Source organism: Amycolatopsis albidoflavus (assembly GCF_039525725.1).
Taxonomy (GTDB): domain Bacteria; phylum Actinomycetota; class Actinomycetes; order Mycobacteriales; family Pseudonocardiaceae; genus Amycolatopsis; species Amycolatopsis albidoflava.
In genome coordinates, this window is record NZ_BAAAHV010000025.1 from 1 (window position 1) to 19,722 (window position 19,722).

The 19,722-nt window shown below is 69.6% G+C and carries 16 protein-coding genes and 1 pseudogene; 6 read left to right on the plus strand and 11 right to left on the minus strand.

The window, feature by feature from the left end; genetic code table 11:
• Positions 1–200: 200 nt before the first annotated feature.
• Positions 201–845 (minus strand): TetR/AcrR family transcriptional regulator, encoded by a 645-nt coding sequence (locus tag ABD156_RS39695; RefSeq protein ID WP_344286191.1) that lies wholly within the window; start codon positions 843–845, stop codon positions 201–203.
• A 115-nt stretch (positions 846–960) separates the two neighbouring features.
• Here ABD156_RS39695 and ABD156_RS39700 point away from each other — a divergent pair, with 115 nt between their 5' ends.
• Positions 961–1,641 carry a peroxiredoxin-like family protein gene (locus tag ABD156_RS39700; RefSeq protein WP_344286192.1) on the plus strand — a complete coding sequence of 227 codons (681 nt, stop codon included), beginning with the start codon at positions 961–963 and terminating at the stop codon, positions 1,639–1,641.
• Positions 1,642–1,751: 110 nt separating this feature from the next.
• Here the strand turns inward: ABD156_RS39700 and trhA are convergent, their stop codons facing one another.
• Positions 1,752–2,426: a PAQR family membrane homeostasis protein TrhA gene (trhA, locus tag ABD156_RS39705; protein WP_344286193.1), complete on the minus strand. Its 675-nt coding sequence runs from the start codon at positions 2,424–2,426 to the stop codon at positions 1,752–1,754.
• A gap of 105 nt (positions 2,427–2,531) precedes the next feature.
• Here trhA and ABD156_RS39710 point away from each other — a divergent pair, with 105 nt between their 5' ends.
• Positions 2,532–3,290 (plus strand): isoprenyl transferase, encoded by a 759-nt coding sequence (locus ABD156_RS39710; RefSeq protein ID WP_344286267.1) that lies wholly within the window; start codon positions 2,532–2,534, stop codon positions 3,288–3,290.
• Positions 3,291–3,396: 106 nt separating this feature from the next.
• Here ABD156_RS39710 and ABD156_RS39715 read toward each other — a convergent pair whose 3' ends face one another.
• Positions 3,397–3,645 carry a hypothetical protein gene (locus tag ABD156_RS39715; RefSeq protein WP_067576545.1) on the minus strand — a complete coding sequence of 83 codons (249 nt, stop codon included), beginning with the start codon at positions 3,643–3,645 and terminating at the stop codon, positions 3,397–3,399.
• 735 nt (positions 3,646–4,380) lie between these two features.
• Between ABD156_RS39715 and phoH2 the strand changes: the two genes are divergently transcribed.
• Complete coding sequence (gene phoH2 / locus ABD156_RS39720; RefSeq protein WP_344286268.1) at positions 4,381–5,667, plus strand: RNA 5'-3' helicase PhoH2; 1,287 nt, start codon at positions 4,381–4,383, stop codon at positions 5,665–5,667.
• 71 nt (positions 5,668–5,738) lie between these two features.
• On the opposite strand, the gene guaB1 is transcribed toward phoH2, so the two are convergent.
• Positions 5,739–7,178 (minus strand): GMP reductase, encoded by a 1,440-nt coding sequence (guaB1, locus tag ABD156_RS39725; protein ID WP_344286194.1) that lies wholly within the window; start codon positions 7,176–7,178, stop codon positions 5,739–5,741.
• Between the two features lie 67 nt (positions 7,179–7,245).
• Here guaB1 and ABD156_RS39730 point away from each other — a divergent pair, with 67 nt between their 5' ends.
• Positions 7,246–7,713 carry a DUF309 domain-containing protein gene (locus ABD156_RS39730; protein WP_344286195.1) on the plus strand — a complete coding sequence of 156 codons (468 nt, stop codon included), beginning with the start codon at positions 7,246–7,248 and terminating at the stop codon, positions 7,711–7,713.
• Positions 7,714–8,172: 459 nt separating this feature from the next.
• On the opposite strand, the gene ABD156_RS39735 is transcribed toward ABD156_RS39730, so the two are convergent.
• Positions 8,173–8,796 (minus strand): MBL fold metallo-hydrolase, encoded by a 624-nt coding sequence (locus tag ABD156_RS39735; protein ID WP_344286196.1) that lies wholly within the window; start codon positions 8,794–8,796, stop codon positions 8,173–8,175.
• A 94-nt stretch (positions 8,797–8,890) separates the two neighbouring features.
• Here ABD156_RS39735 and ABD156_RS39740 point away from each other — a divergent pair, with 94 nt between their 5' ends.
• A complete protein-coding gene (locus ABD156_RS39740) occupies positions 8,891–10,111 on the plus strand; it encodes an NADH:flavin oxidoreductase/NADH oxidase family protein (RefSeq protein ID WP_344286197.1) in 1,221 nt (406 codons plus the stop codon).
• On the opposite strand, the gene ABD156_RS39745 is transcribed toward ABD156_RS39740, so the two are convergent.
• The 5 genes and pseudogenes from ABD156_RS39745 to pdxR all read right to left on the minus strand — a co-directional run bounded on the left by ABD156_RS39745 (position 10,071) and on the right by pdxR (position 17,288).
• Entirely contained in the window at positions 10,071–10,718 is a 648-nt protein-coding gene (locus tag ABD156_RS39745; protein WP_344286198.1) for a Pr6Pr family membrane protein, read from the minus strand. The genes ABD156_RS39740 and ABD156_RS39745 overlap by 41 nt on opposite strands.
• Before the next feature lie 120 nt (positions 10,719–10,838).
• Positions 10,839–12,140 (minus strand): S53 family peptidase, encoded by a 1,302-nt coding sequence (locus ABD156_RS39750; protein ID WP_344286199.1) that lies wholly within the window; start codon positions 12,138–12,140, stop codon positions 10,839–10,841.
• Between the two features lie 427 nt (positions 12,141–12,567).
• A pseudogene (locus ABD156_RS39755) lies at positions 12,568–14,082 on the minus strand (ATP-dependent DNA ligase); the annotation flags it as partial.
• 69 nt (positions 14,083–14,151) lie between these two features.
• A complete protein-coding gene (locus tag ABD156_RS39760) occupies positions 14,152–15,837 on the minus strand; it encodes a PstS family phosphate ABC transporter substrate-binding protein (protein WP_344286201.1) in 1,686 nt (561 codons plus the stop codon).
• A gap of 89 nt (positions 15,838–15,926) precedes the next feature.
• Positions 15,927–17,288 carry a MocR-like pyridoxine biosynthesis transcription factor PdxR gene (gene pdxR, locus ABD156_RS39765; RefSeq protein WP_344286202.1) on the minus strand — a complete coding sequence of 454 codons (1,362 nt, stop codon included), beginning with the start codon at positions 17,286–17,288 and terminating at the stop codon, positions 15,927–15,929.
• An 87-nt stretch (positions 17,289–17,375) separates the two neighbouring features.
• Here pdxR and ABD156_RS39770 point away from each other — a divergent pair, with 87 nt between their 5' ends.
• Positions 17,376–18,275 carry a DMT family transporter gene (locus tag ABD156_RS39770; RefSeq protein WP_344286203.1) on the plus strand — a complete coding sequence of 300 codons (900 nt, stop codon included), beginning with the start codon at positions 17,376–17,378 and terminating at the stop codon, positions 18,273–18,275.
• 3 nt (positions 18,276–18,278) lie between these two features.
• Here the strand turns inward: ABD156_RS39770 and ABD156_RS39775 are convergent, their stop codons facing one another.
• The gene (locus tag ABD156_RS39775; protein ID WP_344286204.1) at positions 18,279–19,676 is read right to left on the minus strand and encodes a class II fumarate hydratase; all 1,398 of its coding nucleotides are present in this window, start codon (positions 19,674–19,676) and stop codon (positions 18,279–18,281) included.
• Positions 19,677–19,722 lie beyond the last annotated feature (46 nt).

A 19,722-nucleotide genomic window follows, 5' to 3' on the forward strand; every position in this document is an offset into this window, starting at 1 on the left:
CCGAAGAAATCATCGACTCGCTTGCACGATATTGCCGACGAATTTCAGGCGCAGGACACTAGGCGTACATCGCCAACCGGATCGCGACGACGTGGCTTTGCATTGCTCGATCAGCTTGGCACGGAAGTCAGCGGTGGACCGTCGGCACCGGTGGACTCGCCAGGACCTCGCGACGTTAATCGCAGTGCTTGCCTCTCTCGTCAGAGAGCGACAGCGTGGAACGCGATGCGTTCGATCATCGCGTCCAGCCCGGCTTCCAGCGCCGCAGTGCTGCGCTGCGCCTGCGCGAGGAGCAAGCCGCCCTGCAGTGCGGCCATCGTCGCCAACGACAGGCGGTGCGGGTCGGCGTCGTCGCGCAGCACACCCCGGTCGAGCATGTCCTGCAGGCCGTCGCGGATCGCATCGGTCCACAGCGTGAAGCCCTCCGCCAATGCGGTGCGCGCGGCAGGGTCGTGTTCAGCGAGTTCGCTGGTCAAGCTCCCGAGCGGGCAGCCGCCGCGGCAGTCGAGGTCGTGTTCGATCTGCACGATCGCGTCTCGCCAGTCGCGCAGCGCCGCGAAGCTGTCCAGGCGGGAGAGGAGCACTCGCTGTCCGGTCAGGATGCGGGCCGTCTGGAACTCGATCACCGCGCGGGTGAGAGCGCTCTTGTCCGCGAAGTAGTGGTAGATCTGCGACGAGCTGACCCCAGCCGCGTCCCGGACGTCGGGAGTGCTGGTGCCGGCGACGCCGCGTTCGAACATCAGCTGTGCGGCGGCGGCGACGATCCGCTCACGCGTAACGAGCCCGCGGGTCGTCCGTTTCGTCGCGCCGGCGCCCTCGGCAGCCGGGGTCACGGTCTCGCTCACCCCTGCAGGATACGGAAGTGAGCCAAAACTGGATTTGACTATCCAGTTTACCGTCGGTACTACTGGATAGAGTAATCCAGTTTGAGGTTTGGCCCCTGCCCGTGAAGCACCTCCCGTGTCCGAAAGGCTTGACGTGACCACCACCAACAGCACCATTGCCGAGCAGGTATCCGCCATGCAGCAGGGTATGGCGGGTCAACTGCCGGCCGAGGCCCTGGCGGCTTTTGGCGGCGAGCAGGCGGAACTGGACGCCGCCGGCTTGCCCGAGGGCGTGCTCGCCGCAGGTGCGGCGATGCCCGACGGAGAGCTGCTCGACGCTCACGGCAACCAGGCGACGCTCGAATCCGCCCGGCACGGCAGGCCCGCTGTGGTCGTGACCTACCGAGGCGCGTGGTGCCCGTACTGCAACGTGGCGCTGCGCTCCTACCAGGAGCAGCTCGTGCCCGTGCTCGCCGAACGGGGCGTCGAACTGATCGCGATCAGCCCGCAGAAGCCAGACGGTTCGCTGTCCATGGCGGAGAAGAATGAGCTGACCTTCACCGTGCTCTCCGATCCCGGCAACCAGATCGCCGCCGCGCTCGGCGTGCTCACCGCCCCCACCGAAAGCGCCCGCGCCGCGCAGGCAGCTCTCGGCCTCGACCTCACCGCGGCCAATGCCGACGGCAGCCATGGCGTACCGATGCCGACGGTCGTCCTGGTCGACGCCGAGGGCACGATCCGGTGGATCGATGTGCACCCCAACTACGCCACTCGCACTGAGGTCCAGGAGATCGTGACAGCGCTCGATCTGCTCTGAGCGCCACGACCTCTTTCCGGGGAAGCGGGCCCCGTCGCCGCTTCGGAAACGACTCAGGCCGCCTCCGCGAAGCGTGACGGCTCGGAGGCGGCCTGAGAGGTCAGATTCAGCTAGGAGTACATCGCCAACCAGATCGCGATGTAATGCGACACCGCCGCCAACACCGTGCAAGCGTGGAAAAACTCGTGGTACCCAAACGTCTCCGGCCAGTGATTAGGCCACTTCACCGCGTAAAAAACCGCCCCCACGGTATAAAACAGGCCGCCCACGCAAAGCAGCACCAAAGCCGCGACCCCGGCATGGCTCAGCAGTTCCGGCAGGACGAACACCGCGACCCACCCGAGGGCGATGTAGATCGGCACCCCGAGCCAGCGCGGCGCGTGCGGCCACAGCATCTTCATCGCCACGCCGAGGACCGCGCCGCCCCAGACGATGGCCAGGACGATGTATCCGGTCGGCTTCGACATGGCCAGCAGGGTGAACGGGGTGTACGTGCCGGCGATGAAGAGGAAGATCATCGAATGGTCGGCGCGCTTCATCCACTTGTACGCGCGCGGGCTCCACAGCCTGCGGTGATACAGCGCGCTCACGCCGAAAACGCCCAGCACGGTGAGGCCGTACACGGACGTCGCCAGCGCGGCCACCCCGGAAACCGTCGAGGCGGCGAGGCTGATCAGCGTGGCGGCGCCGGCGACCGCGCCGAAGAACGACCAGAAATGGATATGGCCGCGCAGCCGGGGGCGAGTGTCCTCGGGGACGGGTGGGGGCTCGATCGTCACGCTCACCGAGCCAAGGCTACGGGACCGTAGGTTTTTCGCCAGCCCCCGTGGCGCGTCACACCCTTACTCCAAGGGTGCGTACGCTCGGGCGACGTGAGCCTCCGGTCCTTCATGTCCGACGTCGTATACAGCGTCTACAGCCGCCGACTGATCCAGCAGTCGGCAGGCCGTCATCCTCGGCATATCGCGATCATGCTCGACGGCAATCGCCGCTGGGCCCGCGAGGCCGGGTTCGCCGATGTGGCCGACGGGCATCGCGCCGGGGCAAAGAAGATCGCCGACTTCCTCAGCTGGTGCCAAGAGGCCGAGGTCGAGGTCGTGACGATGTGGCTGCTGTCCACCGACAACCTCAACCGCGATCCGGACGAGCTCACGCCGCTGCTGAAAATCATCACCGACGTCACCGACGAACTCGCCGGGGCCGAGGCGCCGTGGCGGCTGCGCATCGTCGGCGCACTCGACCTGCTGCCGCTCGAGGTGGCGCAGAAGCTCACCGCCGCCGCGGCGCGGACCGAGAACCACTCGGGCATGGAGGTGAACATCGCGGTCGGCTACGGCGGACGGCAGGAGATCGCCGACGCCGTCCGAAAACTTCTCCTGCAGCACGCCGACGAGGGCACTTCGATTCGAGAACTCGCGAAAATCCTCGACGTCGACCACATCTCGGAACATCTGTACACCTCCGGCCAGCCGGATCCGGAGCTGATTATCCGAACGTCCGGTGAACAGCGGCTTTCCGGATTTCTGCTCTGGCAGTCCGCGCATTCGGAATTCTGGTTCACCGAGGCTTACTGGCCGGCATTCCGGCGCGTCGATTTTCTCCGCGCGATGCGCGACTACGCCTGGCGGCATCGCCGGTTCGGAGTCTGAGCGGCGAACCGGCCCGGCGGACCCACCCAGCCGGGCCGGTCAACCCGGGCCGCGAACGCCGCGAAGGCCCCGGAGCCGGGCTCCGGGGCCTTCGCGTCAAGACGGCTCAGCCGTGGTGGTGCTCCATCGAGTGGGCCACCAGCGCCGGGGTCAGCGCGACGCCGGTGTAGGCGCCGGCGACCAGCGAAGCGGCACCGTAGCCGAGCGCGCCGCCGCCCTCGATGAAGGTGGCGTAGGCGTCGCCGAACGTCGGGTCCGGAGCGCCCTGGGTCGCGGCCGGGGAGGCGAACGCCGTCCCGCCGATCATCATCAGACCCGCGGCGGCACCGGCGACAATTCCAGCCTTCTTCAGCACTTCGCACACTCCTAGGTAGAGATACTGGGATTCGGGGCACCGGAGTGTTCCGGTGGTGTGTCCCGCAGTAAGGAAATTACCCCCGAATGGCCTCTAGCGAATGGTGCGTACGCCCATTGTGTGAGCGCTTGAAGGCCCAGTTCACTCGGACCGGTTCAGTGTCCAGGACGCGAAATGCATTCCGGTCTTGCGCGTGGTACAAGGCCCTTTACCTGGGAATTGCCTGCACTCGGTGATTAATTTTCCATGATCATCCATTTGCGCGACCCCCCGATCGCTGGACCCAGTGACGCTGAGTGAGCACTGTGGACACTCTGTTGCGGGCGACCGACGGTGGGATGACGAATCGGCGAATCACCTGTGTGGCTGCCTGCACGACGGGGCGGACGTAGGTACCTTCCGGGATAGAGGGCTCGCGTTCCGTGCGGGTTCTCGCGGGAGGCCCTGGTCGTGGCGTTGATCGAGGGGGCGGCTCAGCCGCCCACGAGATGCACGAGGGGGCCGGCACCCGGCCCTCGTGGCCGTGCCGCCTGACGCAGCCAGCGTCAGGGAGTGCGGACCCAGCCAGGGAGGTGCCCGGCCCAGCGAGTGCGGGCGTGGGGTGCACACGCCCTCGAGGGAGATGCCGTCGTGACTGCGCAGCGTTCACCCCGCAAGGCCTCAGGCCGTTCTTCGACCGGTGCCCCGGCGCCGGAGAAAGCCTCGATCTCGCCCGAATCCCCACGCATCACTTATGTGCTCGACACGTCGGTGCTGCTCTCTGACCCGTGGGCGGTCACCCGGTTCGCCGAACACGCGGTGGTGCTCCCGCTGGTCGTCATCAGCGAACTGGAGGCCAAGCGCCACCACTCCGAACTGGGCTGGTTCGCCAGGGAATCCCTCCGGCTGCTGGACGATCTCCGGCTCAAGCACGGCAGGCTCGACGCCCCGATCCCGATCGGCGACCAGGGCGGCACCCTGCAGGTGGAGCTGAACCACACCGATCCGTCCGTCCTCCCGGTGGGCTTCCGCACCGACTCGAACGACCACCGCATCCTCGCGTGCGCGCTCAACCTCGCGACGGAGCAACCGCAGGTCGTCCTGGTGACGAAGGACATCCCGCTGCGGGTCAAGGCGGGCGCCGTCGGGCTCACCGCGGACGAGTACCGGGCGCAGGAGGTCACGCCGTCGGGCTGGACGGGTATGGCGGACGTGGACGCTCCCCAGGAGCTGATCGACGCGCTCTTCTCGGGCGGTTCGGCGGATCCGGCGGAGTTCGGGCTCGGCGAGGTGGGCGAACTGCCCTGTCACACCGGGCTGCGGCTGCTCGCGGGCAGCTCCAGCGCGCTCGGCCGGGTCACGGCGGACAAGCGGGTGCGGCTGGTGCGCGGCGATCGCGAGGCGTTCGGCCTGCACGGCCGCTCGGCCGAGCAGCGCGTGGCGCTCGACCTGCTGCTGGACTCCGACGTCGGCATCGTCTCGCTCGGCGGGCGCGCGGGCACCGGCAAATCGGCGCTGGCGCTGTGCGCGGGCCTGGAGGCGGTGATGGAACGCCAGCAGCACCGCAAGGTCGTGGTGTTCCGTCCGGTCTACGCGGTCGGCGGCCAGGATCTCGGCTACCTGCCCGGGTCCGAGAGCGAGAAGATGCAGCCCTGGGCGCAGGCGGTGTTCGACACGCTCGGCGCGTTGGTCAGCCAGGACGTGCTGGACGAGGTATTCGACCGCGGCATGCTCGAAGTGCTGCCGCTGACGCACATCCGGGGCCGCTCGCTGCACGACACCTTCGTGATCGTGGACGAGGCGCAATCGCTGGAACGCAACGTGCTGCTGACCGTGCTTTCCCGGCTCGGCTCGGCCTCGCGGGTGGTGCTCACGCACGACGTGGCCCAGCGCGACAACCTGCGGGTCGGACGGCACGACGGCGTCTCGGCGGTGATCGAGAAGCTGAAGGGGCACCCGCTGTTCGCGCACGTGACCCTGACCCGGTCGGAGCGCTCGCCGATCGCGGCGCTGGTGACCGAGATGCTGGAGGACCACGGCTGATCTAGTTCCGTGAAGGACTCCTTGAGGGAATCTGATTCCCTCAAGGAGTCCTTCACGGACTTGCTGCGGGGTTACCAGCCGGAAGGCAGCGGGCGTCCCTCGGCGAAACCGGCCGCGGACTGCACGCCCAGCAGCGCACGCTCGTGGAACTCCTCAAGCGTGCGCGCGCCCGCGTAGGTGCAGGACGAGCGGACGCCGGAGCAGATCGAGTCGATCAGGTCCTCGACGCCGGGGCGGGTCGGGTCCAGCGCCATCCGCGACGTGGAGATGCCCTCCTCGAACAGCGCCTTGCGAGCGCGGTCGAAGACGTTGTCCGTGCGCGTGCGGGCCCCGACGGCGCGCTTCGACGCCATCCCGAACGACTCCTTGTACGGGCGGCCCTGCTCGTCGTACCGCAGGTCGCCGGGCGATTCGTGGGTGCCGGCGAACCAGGAGCCGACCATCGCCGCCGACGCGCCCGCGGCCAGTGCCAGCGCGACGTCGCGCGGGTGCCGCACGCCGCCGTCCGCCCAGACGTGTTTGCCCAGTTCACGGGCGGCGGCCGAGCATTCCGCGACGGCGGAGAACTGCGGGCGGCCGACGCCGGTCATCATTCGCGTGGTGCACATCGCGCCGGGGCCGACGCCGACCTTGATGACGTCCGCGCCCGCGTGGATGAGGTCGCGGGTGCCCTCGGCGGTCACGACGTTCCCCGCCACGATCGGCACCTTCGGCGACACCGAACGGACCGCCTTGAGCGCGGCGATCATCTTTTCCTGGTGTCCGTGCGCGGTGTCGACGACCAGCGTGTCGACGCCCGCGGCCAGCACCGCTTCGGCCTTGGCCGCGACGTCGCCGTTCACGCCGACCGCGGCGGCGACGCGCAGCTTGCCCTGAGCGTCGGCAGCCGGCGTGTAGATCTCCGAGCGCAGCGCGCCCACCGCGGTGAGGACGCCGGCGAGGCGACCGTCGGCGTCGAGGCCGAGGGCGAGCCGTCCGCCGTGGCTGTGCAGAAGCTCGAAAACCTCGCGCGGCGGCGTGTCCAGCGGCACCGAGACGACGGCGGGTTCGGCGACGTCGGCCAGCCGCGCGAAACGGTCGACACCGGCGCAGGCAGCCTCGTCGACGACGCCGACCGGCTTGCCGTCACCGTCGACAACGACGACCGCGCCGTGTGCTCGTTTGTGCACGAGGTTGAGGGCGTCGGCCACCGCGTCGCCGCCGGTGAGGACCAGCGGCGTGTCCCAGACGGCGTGGCGGGACTTCACCCAGGAGACGATTTCGGCCACTGCCTCGGTGTCGACGTCCTGCGGAAGCACGACGAGCCCGCCGCGGCGAGCGACCGTCTCGGCCATCCGCCGCCCGGCGACGGCCGTCATGTTGGCCACCACCAAGGGGATTGTCGCACCGGTGCCGTCCACAGTGGACAAATCGACGCCGAAGCGGGATTCCACGTCCGAACGGTTCGGCAGCAGGAACACGTCGTCGTAGGTCAGGTCGTGAGCGGGCACGTGCCCATCCAGAAAGCGCACGAGTCACCAGGCTACGTGGCTTGCGCGCGAGACGCTAACCCGGCGTGGCGCGTGGAACAATGGCCGGGTGGACAGCCGTGATCGCGACGACCAGGGACGGGCGCGCAACGCCCGCCCGCGTGATGGTCTAGGCCGCCCGCTGCCGTATGGATCCGACGGTGTGCCGCGCCAGCCCGAAGGCGTGCAGCGGACCCCGGCGGAGACCCTGGCGGAGGCCCAGCACCTGCTGGACGCCGGTCGCCCGTTCCACGCGCACGAGGTGTTCGAGGACGCCTGGAAGGCGACGGACGGGCCGGAGCGCGAGCTGTGGCGCGGCCTGGCGCAGCTGGCGGTGGGGCTGACGCACGCGTTGCGCGGGAATGGGAACGGCGCGGTGGCGCTGCTGGAGCGAGGTGCGGAGAACATCGCGCCGTTCCGGGAGGAGCCGCCGTACGGGGTGGATGTGGCCGGGTTGCAGCGGTGGGCGCAAGCGCTTGCGGGCGAGGCTCGGGAGCGGGTTCGCGTTGTTCCGGAGGTTCCTCGGCTGGCTCGGTAGGCGGCTTCGTCGCGTCGCTCGGGCGCGCGGCGGTTCGGGATGGCTGCAGAGAGGGTGGTTCGCTGGTCGGGCGAACTCTTGGCGGCGGGCGGTCGGCGTCGCGATCGAAGTAGCGGAAAGCGTGCTGTTGCTCGGCGGCGAGCCAGTCGCGACCCCCACGCGAAGCAGCCAGATCCGGCGGTGCGGCTTGGGGCGAGGCCTGGCGGGCCTCGGGTGCGGCTCGCGGGCGATCTGATGTTGCGGCTCAGGCTCCAGCCGCTCGTGAATCGCGGTCGATGTGTGGCGGCGCGGCCTGTCGTGATGATGCGAGCAGGTCTGGCGACGCGTGTCGATGCGGCAGGCGGGTGTCGAATTGGCTGGTCTAACTGGCCGCAAGCGTTTGCGGACCGGCGGCCGATTCAGAACTCGCCGGGCGGCTCGGCAACGCGTGCTGACCCGCCCGGCGAGACTCGGAGCGGATCAGGCGGCGGGCCAGTCGGCCGACGCGGCCTTTTCCTTCCCGACGGTCGTCGCTTCGCCGTGGCCGGTGCGGACGATCGTCGCGTCGGGGAGAGGGAAGAGGCGGTCGCGGATGGATTTCACGATGGTCGGGTAGTCGGAGTACGACCGGCCGGTGGCGCCGGGGCCGCCGTGGAACAGGGTGTCTCCGGTGAAGAGGACTTCCAGGTCAGGGCTGTGCAGGCAGACCGCGCCGGGGGCGTGGCCGGGGGTGTGCAGCACGGTCAGGTCGGTGCCGGCGACGGTGATGACCTGTCCGTCGGCCAGGTCGCCGTCGGGGGCGCGGTCCGGGTGGGTCAGGTCCCACACGACGCGGTCGGCCGGGTGCAGCAGGATCGGCGCGCCGGTGCGCTCGGCCAGTGCGGGGGCGGCGTTGACGTGGTCGTTGTGTGCGTGGGTGCAGACGATCGCGCGGACCGTGCGGTCTCCGACGACGTCCGCGATGGCGTCCGCGTCGTGGGCGGCGTCGATCACGATCACCTCGGACCCGTCGCCGACGATCCAGACATTGTTGTCCACGTTCCAGCTGCCGCCGTCGAGCTCGAACACGCCCGACGTGACCAGGTTCTGCACTATGGCCGTCATGCCGCAGACCCTAGTGGCCCGCGAGGCATACCGCCGGTACCTACTTTCGAGTATTCTTACTCGCGGTAAGTTATCCGCGACGACGGGACTGCTCATGACCGACCCCCGGGCTCTGCTCGCCGAACCGCTCAAACTCGCCTGCGGGGCCGTGCTGCCGCATCGGATCGCGAAGTCGGCGCTGAGCGAGCAGCTCGGCGACCGCCGCAACGCACCGTCCGGCGAACTCGCGAGGCTGTACCGGACCTGGGCGCACGGGGGCGCTGGCCTGCTGGTGACCGGCAACGTGATGGTCGATCCCACCGCGCTCGGCGAACCGCGCAACGTCGCGGTGCCGGCCGTGCCGGATCCGGCGGCGTATCGGTCGTGGGCGCAGTCCGTGGACGGCACCGACGCGCAGTTGTGGGTGCAGCTCAACCATCCCGGTCGGCAGAGTCCTCGGTACCTGTCCCGGCAGCCGGTCGCTCCGTCGGCGGTGCCGTTTGGCGACCGAGGGGTGCGGACTGCGTTCGCCGCGCCGCGGGCGTTGACTGGCGACGAGATCGAAGCGGTGGTGGAGAGGTTCGCGTTGTCGGCGCGGGCGTTTGTCGAGGGCGGGTTCGCCGGGATCCAGATTCATGGCGCGCACGGCTACCTGATTTCGCAGTTCCTGTCGCCGCTGGTGAATCGTCGCGACGACGAGTGGGGGCGCGACCGCAGCCGGTTCCTGCTTGAGGTGGTGCGCGCGGTGCGGGGCGCGGTGGGCGACCGCGTGCCGGTTTCGGTGAAGCTCAACAGCGCTGACTTCCAGCGCGGCGGCTTCGACGAGGACGAGTCGCTGCAGGTGGTCCGCGCGCTGGGCGAGGCCGGGATCGACCTGCTGGAGATTTCCGGCGGCACGTACGAGCGGGCCGTGATGATGGGGGCCGGCCGGGCGAGCACGCAGCGGCGGGAAGCGTATTTCCTGGACTACGCGGCGAAAGCCCGGCAGATCAGCGACGTCGCGCTGATGGTCACCGGCGGGTTCGCCACGGCGGCCGGGATGGCGGAGGCGCTGGAATCCGGTGCGCTGGACATGATCGGGATCGGCCGTCCGTTCATTGTCGACCCCGGCCTGCCGGGACGGCTGCTCGCGGGCGAGGACGTGCGAGCCGAACGACGGTGCCCGCGCACGGGAATCCGCCTCGCGGACAGCCTGGTCGAAATTCAGTGGCACACCCAGCAGATGCACCGCGTCGCCGCGGGCAAACCGGTGGACCTCAAGCGCGGTGCCTGGCGGGCGTTGGCCCAGGCCGGGCTCAGCGATCCGCTGAACGCGTTTCGGCGGGTACGCGCGTGAGCCGCCGGTCGACGAGCCTGGCTCCGCTGGCGAGCACGATGAAGAAGACGCCGATGAGCACGCAGTTCAGCGCGACCTGCCCGTAGCCGAGGTCGTCGGCGTTGACGAACGGGTACGGGTAGTAGCCGTCGATCGCCCCGCGGACGAGGGTGAAAACCAGCCACGCCAGGGGATAGACGAGCGACCACCAGACGGTGCGCCATTCGAGCACGCGCGGGGCGAAGATCAGCCAGCCAAGCACGCACAGCACCGGCGTGACGCGGTGCAGCAGGATGTCCGCGGCGAGGCTGAGCCCGTGCAGTTCGTACAGTCCGGCGAGCGCGACCTGGTAGACCACGCCGGTGACCACGATCCCGACCAGCGCGTCGAGCCAGAGCACGCGCATCAGCGGCGAGGTGCCGCGTCCGCGAGCGAAAGCCGAGCTGGTCACGAGGACGAGAAGGTTCGAGATGATCGTGAAGTAGGTGAACAGGTTCGCCACCCGCCCGCCGAAGCTGGCGTACCGCCCTTGCGCCGGCACCAGCGCGACGATCTGGATCACGAGCGCGGCCAGCACGACGACCGCGGTCACCCCGAACCACAGCCGGGCCAACGCTTTCGAGGACATGCCGCTGACACTACGGTCCCGGCCTGCTCCGCCCGGCCCGACACGACCAGGGTCGGTCGCGTCGGGCCGGGTGAACTTGCCCCGGACGCCCGCTTGCGGCGGAGGCTGGGGACTACCGCATCACCGCACCGCCTTCACCAGGGCAGGCACGAAGACCGACGCGTCGATCGTGCCCCAGCCGCTCGCGATGTCGTAGCCCGGACCGGCCTTGAAGCCTTCGACGTCCCACTGGCTGTTGTCGCCCTTGGTGACGTCGACGATCCCGGCCGCGGTGCCCTTCGGACCCAGCTTCGAGTACAGGGCCGGGTTGATCTGGCCCAGCCGCCCGTGGTTGGCCTGCACCGCCAACGCCAGCACGCCCGCGAACAGCGGCGCCGACTGCGACGTGCCCTGGACGCCTTCCATGCTGATGTCCGGGTACGACCGCATCGTGCTGCCGGTGATCTGCTTGACGTGGTTCTGCCAGGACGGCCGCGCGTACGCCTTCGACAGGCCCGCCCCCTCGCTGAACCCGTTGTCCGCCGCGTTGACCAGGTCGTCGGGCTGGGTGCGGACGCCGTTCGCGTCCAGGTGCAGCTGGGTGCCGCCGAGCGTGGTGACGTTCGGGTCGCTGGCGGGCCAGCTCGCCACGCGGTACGGGTACCGGCCGGGGCCTTGCAGGTACGCCCCGGTCGGGCCGTCGTCGCCGGACGACGCCACCAGCGTGACGCCGGCCTTGCTCGCCCGCTCCAGCGCCGGGTCGAGGGTCTTGATCGACTCGAACGACGGGAAGTTCTCCTCGGTGGTGCCGAAGCTCATCGAGACCACGTCGGCGATGCGGTGCTCGGTCATGTAGTCGACCGCGTGCATCATTTCCGGCAGCCCGGCGAAGCCCTGCGTCTCGGCGACCGGAGTGGCCGCGACGACGATCTTCGCGGCCGGGGCCATCGCGTGCATCATCGTGACGTCGAGGTCGGTTTCCCCGCCCCACGACTGGCAGGCGGCGGTGTCCACCCCGGGATCGGTGCACGCGGGCACCGCGCCGGACGGCTGCAGCACCTCGACGTTCGCCGGCGGCAGACCGTGCTGCCGCGAATACTCGTCCAGGACTTGCTTGACCTTGTCGTCGCCGAACGACACCAGCGTGGCCACGGTGGACCCGGCGCCGGTGATGCCCTGGTTCCACAGCTTCGTGGCGTTGTACGCGCCGCTTTCCTTCGGCAGCTTGGCCATCGCCGCGTTGAGCCGCGCGACTCGCTCGGACACGGTCGTCGCGCCGACGAACGACTGCGCGGCGGCCGAGAAGTGATGCCGGGACGGCTGCGGCGGCACCGGCGCGGCACTGGCCGGTGCCGCCACCACGGCGGCGGCGAGCGCCACGCCCGCCAGCAGGGTCATCGGCCGCCCGAATCCCCGGACGGCTGATTTCACCCGGAACGTCATGCTTTTCTCCCATCGACACAGGCCAGTGCTCCCACTCTCGGGCACGCGGCCACGGGTGCGACATCAACTTTCGTCGGGCGTTTTCCCGAGTACGGCGGGGAAAACTGCCCGATGTCCGTAATGTGCCCGCTCATCCGGAGGGCGTGCGGGGCGATCATCCGGAGGACTCCTCGGAACCGGGCCGATCTTCCCGGCCGGGTTGCTCGGCGGAATCAGGTTGCGTCTGGGAGCCGGGTTGCCCGCCGGAGCCGGGTTGTTTCTGGGAGCCGGGGCGCTCGTCGGAGCCGGGGTGCCCTGAGGAACCGGGTCGCTCCTCGGAACTGGGTTGCCCGCCGGAATCCGGCTGCTCCTCCGAACCGGGCTGCCCCGAGGATCCAGTCCCTCCCGCAACCCCGGCTCGCTCGGCCTGTCCGGATTCCTCCGCCGGACGGCTGCCGCGCAGCAACCCCCGGACGGTGTCTATGGTGTCCGCCTCGCCGGGTTCCTTGTCCGGCCGATACCGCACCACCCGCGCGAACCGGAGCGCCAGCCCGCCCGGATACCGGGTGCTGACCTGCGCCCCGTCCAGTTCGATCTCGACCACCGTCTCCGGTCGCACGTGGACGGTCCACTGGTCGCGGTGCGTCTCGATCTCCTGGAACCGCTCGGTCTGCCAGGCCAGCAGCTCGTCGGTGAGGCCCTTGAACGTCTTGCCCACCATGATCGGCGGCCCGCCGTCCGGATCGCGCGCGCCGAGGTGCAGGTTCGACAGTTTCCCGGTGCGCCGCCCGTGTCCCCATTCCACCGCCAGCACCACCAGATCGATGGTGTGCACTGGTTTCACCTTCAGCCACGCACGCCCGCGCCGCCCGGCGGCGTAGAGCGAATCGAGGTCCTTCACCATCACGCCCTCGTGCCCGGCGTCCATCGCCGCCTCGAGCACCGCGGCCGGTGCTTCCGGCCGGACCGAGCCGGGGATCACGTGCTCGCCCGCCACCCGGCGCAGCGCCTCGTTGCGTTCGGACAGCGGCGCGTCGAGCAGATCGACCCCGTCCAGGTGCAGGCAGTCGAAGAAGTACGGCCGCAGCAGCAACGCCCGCACCTGTTCGTCCCGCGTGCTGCCGAACCGGCTCATCGTTTCCTGGAACGGCCGCGGCCGCCCGTCGTCGGTGAGCGCGAGGGTTTCGCCGTCCAGCACCACCGATTCGCACGGCAGCGCCCGCACCAGCTCGACCAATTCGCCTACGCTGCCGGTGATTTCCCGCAGCGTGCGCGTGTACACGTGCACTTCCGCACCCTGGCGGTGCACCTGGATCCGCGCACCGTCCATTTTGTACTCGACGATCGCGTTCCCGTGCTCCGCCACGGCTTCTTCCAGCGATTCCGCCGGCGACGCGAGCATCGGCCGGACTGGCCGGCCCAGCTCCAGCCCGAATTCCGCGAGCGCCGCCGCGCCCCCGGTCAGTGCCGCCTGCCCGGTGACCGGCAGCCGTCCGGACAACATGAACGCGCGCCGCACCTGGTCGACTCCCACCTCGGCCGCCGCCGCGACCGCGTCGACCATCACGCCTTCCAGCGCGCCCTGCCGCAGCTCCCCGGTGACGAGCCGGAACACGAACTCCTGCTCGGCCCGCGTCAGCCGGGAGAACAACGCGGTGAGCACCTCCGCCCGTCGCTTCACCGAACCCGCGCCCGCCGCGGCCGCGACCTCGGTGAGCGCGACGTCGACCTCCGCCACGGAGACGGCGGGCGCGGCCGCCGGTTCGACGGCGAGTTCGGCGAGCGTGCGCCAGCCGGCTCCGAGCCGGTCCTGCGCCGTCTGCCCGGTGAGATACGCGATCACCGCGGGCAGTTCGCCGGGTTCGGCCGTGCGCAGCACACTGGCCAGCACGGCGATCTTCGTTTTCCGTGACCGCGTGGCCGCCAGTTCGGCGGAGGCGGTGACGAGGTCGGTGAACAACACCCGGCCATCATCGCCCCCGCCACCGACAAAAACTCCCGCCCCGGCCTCGACCGGGTGAAAAAGAGCTGGTCAGGCATCCGGTCGAGTGCAGTACTGGTCCAGCAGCCCCTGTTTTGTCACGCACGGCGTGTACCCTGCGTCCTGCAGTTCCGCCCGCGCCGTGCTGCTGCGCAGATAGTCGATGAACTGCTTCAGCAGCGAATCGTTCTCCGGCACGCCTTTGGTGTAGAGGTACTCCACCGTCCAGAAGCGATAACCGGCGTCGATGCTGGTCACGTCGGGGTAGCGGTCGTCGAGTTTCGCCATGGCGACCCGCCCTCCGGCCGCGGCGATCTTGGCCGCCGGGACGTCCGCGTAACCGATCGCGCCGGGAGTGTCGCCGACGGCGCGCAGCAGGTCGTCGGTCGTGCCGCGTTCGCAGCGCACCACCGCGGCGTGCGGGTCGCGGGTCGGCGTCCGGCAGTCGTCCGACGACAGTCCCGGCTCGGCCGTGCCCAGCACTTTCTCCTCGAAAGTCTTGCGCGTGCCCGATTCCTGCCCGCGGCCGACGACCCGGATCGGAATCGACGGGCCCTCGCGCAGTTGCGACCAGTTGGTGTACTTCCCGCTTAAGACGCCGCGGACCTGCTCGCCGCTCAGGTGGTCAAGGCCGACGGATTTGTTCAGTACCAAGCTGTACACGAGCACCGCGACCGGCTGCGTGACCAGATCCGGTCCGGCATCGGCGGCCTTGCCGTCGGACAGCACGGCCAAGCTGTCCTTTTGTTCCGCGGGCAATGGTCCCAGCTCGCGCATTGCGGACACGCTCCCGACCGCCTGGGTCGCGATCGTCGAGCCGGGACACTGTCCCTGGTACTCCGTCGCGATGCCCTTCATGATCGGTGCGAACGCACTGGATCCGTGCACCGCAAGGGATCCGCTGCCGCAGCCCGCCGCGGGCCCGCGCGACGCGGCGACGAGGAGCATGCTCAGCAACGCGCCCGTCAGCAGCACTCCGATCGCCACGGTCACCACCGGCCACGACAGCCAGCGCTGTTTGCGTTCGTCCTTGATCCGGCCGCCGCTGAGCCGTCCGGTGACGGTCAGGTCTTTGGTCAGCGGCCCGCCCAGCCAGTCGTCCGGCTCGCGCAACACCACGACGAGCTTGAACTTTTCCCGTCGCTTCAACGAAAGACGTGCGAGCCGGACGCCGTGCCATTGCGTTGTCTGCGCGGCCGGGGCAGGGGACTCGGGCACCCGGAAGAAGCCGGACAGCCGCTGCGACAGCAATGCCCGCACACCGGACAGCGGCACGGTTTCGGGTCCGGGCGCGGGCCGGTCGTGGGTAAAGAACTCAAGCCCGTCTCGGACCACATCGCGCAGGCCGTCCTTGGCGCCGGACACGCGCGCGTCCCAGACCACCCGCCTGCCGAAGGTGAACTGCAGCGGGTGTTCCCAGTCGTCCCGGCCGATGTCGAAGCTGCCGGTGTTGCGGATGCGGATCACGACCACGCTGAGCGGTTTCAGCAGTTGCACCGTGCGCTCGAGTTCCGGATCCGCTTGCACCGCACCGTTGTCGTGGTCGCTGAGCGGGACCGGGTCGAGGCCGATCTTGGAGTTGTACAGTTCCCGGTAGATGACGCGCCTGCGGCGGATCACGTAGCGGTCGACGATCGGGGCGAGGATCGTCGCACCGGCGACGACCGCGATCGGCACGATGCCGCGATCGGACGTGAGCACTTCGGCGAGCGCTCGCAGGACATCTCCGAAGCTCACGGTCACCCCCCTTGCCCGCTCCCGAGACTGTCCACACTAAGCGTCGGCCGCGGGACCCCTCCCCGGTGCACCAGGTGTTCACCGGCGGTTCAACCGGCCGACGCGATCCGCTCCACGGCGGCGCGCAGCCGGTCCGGCGGGAGCGCGGCGTACCCGAGCACGAGACCCGGATATCCCGCCGCGGTATGGGAATAAGTCGACAAGGCGGGGGCGTGCACGCCTGCCGCGGCGAGGTTTTCCTGAAGCTGTACGTCATCGGTGCCGTCCGGGAGCCGGACGACCAGGTGCAGTCCGGCGGCGATCCCGACCGGCTGCCACTGCGGAAGGCGCTGCGTTATGGCTTCGATAAGCGCGTCACGACGAGCGCGGTACAGGCGTCGGGTACGGCGCAGATGCCGGTCGTAACCGCCGGTGGCGATCAGATGCGCGAGCGCGGCTTGCGGGAGCGGCGGGCAGCCGAGGTCGTGCATTTCCTTGACCCTGGCCACGGCGTCGCGCAGGCGTCGCGGCGGGATGAGCCAGCCGATCCGCAACGCCGGCGCGAGAACTTTGCTGACGCTGCCGATGTAGGCGACATGATCCGGAGCGAGCGCGTGCATCGCGCCCAGTGCGGGGCGGTCGTAGCGGTGCTCGGCGTCGTAGTCGTCTTCCAGGATGAGCCCGCCGGTTTCCGCCGCCCAGGACAGCAGTTGCCGACGGCGTTCCGGATGCAGCGCGACGCCGAGCGGGAACTGGTGCGCGGCGGTCACGAGCACGACTGAACAGTCTGAAGTGGACAGTGCCTCGACGTCGATGCCCTTGTCGTCGACTGGAATCCCGACGGGCCGAAGTCCATGGTCGCGCAGCAGGATCGCTTGGCCGTGGTGGCTCGGGTCTTCGACGGCGATGCGCTGGTCCGGCAACGCGTCGGCCAGCAGCGACAACGCTTCCGCGGCTCCGCTGGTGATCACGATGTCGTCCGGGTTCGTCGGTAACGCCCGGACTCGCCCGAGGTAGGCGGCCAGTTCCGCGCGCAACGCCGGATGCCCGGTCGGATCGGGGTAGCCGAGTCCGAGATCGGGCGTCGCGTTCAGGGCTTCTCGTTCGGCGGCAAGCCATTCGGCCCGCGGGAAGGCCGACAGCGCGGGCAGTCCGGGACGCAGGTCGAACTCCCAGGTCGGCGATTTCGTAGTACTCACACGAGGTGTTGGCGCGGGATCGTCGATCGGCGCGACCCGAGTGCCCGAGCCGTGTTTGCTCAGCAGATAGCCCTCGGCGGTGAGTTGCTCGTACAACGCGGTCACCGTGCCGCGCGCGACCCCGAGTTGGCGCGCGAGATCGCGGCTCGACGGCAGCCGGGTGCCGGCAGCCAGCCGTCCAGTGCGGATCGCGTCGCGCAACGCGGCCTCGACGGCGCGACCCCGGCGTCCTCCGGTGGCGGCGGGCAGCAGCAACTCGCGGATGGTTTCCACAGCCCGACAGTACGGCCAAGTGGTCCAGTTAGTCGAGCATCGAATGGTCCTTCTGAATAGACCACTCGCGGCTGAAGACTGAGCTGCGTGAAACGGTCGATGGTGCTTTCAGGGGTGGCCGGCGCGGTGCTGGTCGGCGGATCCGTGCCGGTCACCGGCATGCTGGACGGATATCCGGTGATCACCGGGCAGGCGTTGCGGTACGCGCTCGGCGGCCTTCTGCTGCTCGGCTGGGCGAAGGTCACGCGCAGCCCGTTGCCGCGGCCGAAACTCGGCGATCTGCCGACCCTGCTCGGCCTCGCCGCGACCGGGATGATCGGCTTCCAGGCCTGTCTGCTGCTGGCCCAGCGCTACGCGGAACCCAGTGCGGTAGCGGCGTTTCTCGGAGCCAGCCCGCTCGTGCTCGCGTTGCTCGCGCCGATGCTCGACGGTCGCCGTCCGTCCGCCGCTCCGGTCGTCGGGTCGGTACTGGCCGGGCTCGGCATCGTGGTGCTGTCCGGTGGCGGATCCGCTTCCGCGCCAGGGTTGTTGCTGGCCGCGCTGGCGATGCTGTGCGAAGCGTCGTTCACCCTGCTCGCGGTGGGATTGCTGCGCCGGCTCGGGCCGTTGGCCACCTCGACGTGGGGTTGTTTCACTGCTGCGGCAAGCGGTTCCGTGGTCGGGACGGTGGTCGATCCGGCGGGAGCCTGGCAGTGGCCGAACGCGCGTGAGCTGGTCGCGTTGCTGTTGCTGGCCGTCGTGGTGACCGCGGTGGCTTTCGTGCTCTGGTACAGCTGCGTCGTAGAGCTGGGCGCGGACCGGGCGGGCGTGCTGATCGGGCTGATGCCGGTGTCCGGGTTGACTGTCGCGGTGTTGATCGGCGCGCAGCAGTTCGAGCTGAAAGACTTGGCCGGCGTCACTCTGGTTGCTGCTGGAGTCGCATGTGGACTGTGGAAACGCGAAGCGGCTCGCCCGGAATTGTCCGAACGAGCCGCTACAGTCGGCTGAGCGCTACTTGCCGCCGCGCGCCATCCGCAGCACGTCGAGCGCCTCGTCGAGCTGCGCTTCGGTGAGCTTGCCGTCGCGGACGTACCCGCGCTCCAGCACGACCTCGCGGATCGTCTTGAGCTCCTTGAGCGCCTGTTTCGCGACCGCGGCCGCCTCCTCGTAGCCGATGTACTTGTTGAGCGGCGTGACGATCGACGGCGATCCCTCGGCGTACTGCCGCGCGCGCTCGGTGTTCGCGGTGACCCCGGCGAACACCTTGTCCGCCAGCAGCCGCGAGACGGCCGCGAGCAGCCGCGCCGATTCGAGCACGTTGCGCGCGATGACCGGCAGGTTCACGTTGAGCTGGAAGTTGCCCGCCGCACCGGCGAACGCGACCGCCGCGTCGTTGCCGACGACCTGCGCGACGACCTGCAGCGTCGCCTCCGGGATGACCGGGTTGACCTTGCCCGGCATGATCGACGAACCCGGCTGGAGATCCGGCAGCGCCAGCTCGGCCAGCCCGGTGCGCGGGCCGGAACCCAGCCAACGCAGGTCGTTCGCGATCTTGTTCAGCGACACCGCGACCGTGCGCAGGTGCCCGGAGGTCTCGACCACGCTGTCCTGCGTCGCCTGTGCCTCGAAGTGGTTGCGTGCCTCGGTGAGCGGCAACCCGGTGATCTGCGCCAGTTCGGCCGACACTGCCGCGCCGAAGCCGTCCGGCGCGTTCAGGCCGGAGCCGACCGCGGTGCCGCCGATCGGCAGTTCGCCCAGCCGCGGCAGACTGGACTGCAGCCGCTCGATGCCGAAGCGGACCTGCGCGGCCCACGCGCCCGCTTCCTGGCCGAGCGTGATCGGCACGGCGTCCATCAGGTGCGTGCGGCCGGACTTGACGACGTCGTTCCACTCCTCGGCGCGCGCCTCGATCGCGCCGGCGAGGTGCTCCAGCGCCGGGACGACGTCGGTGAGGACGGCCTCGGTGGCGGCGACGTGGATCGTCGTCGGGAACGTGTCGTTTGAGGACTGCGACGCGTTGACGTGGTCGTTCGGGTGCACGTCGCGGCCGAGCGCGCGGGTGGCCAGCGTCGCGATGACCTCGTTCGCGTTCATGTTGGACGACGTGCCCGAACCGGTCTGGAAGACGTCGATCGGGAAATGCTCGTCGTGGCGGCCCTCGGCGACCTCGTCGGCGGCCTTGGCGATCGCGTCGGCGACGTCGGCGTCCAGGACGCCAAGACGCGCGTTCACGCGGGCGGCGGCGGCCTTCAACAGGCCCAGCGCGCGGATCTGGGCGCGCTCGAGACCGCGGCCGGAGATGGGGAAGTTCTCGACGGCACGCTGCGTCTGCGCGCGGTAGAGCGCGTCGACCGGGACGCGGACCTCACCCATCGTGTCGTGTTCGATCCGGTATTCCTGTTCAGCCATACCTTCGATTCTGGCCCCGATTCCGGTTTACGGCCGGGTGTTGTCG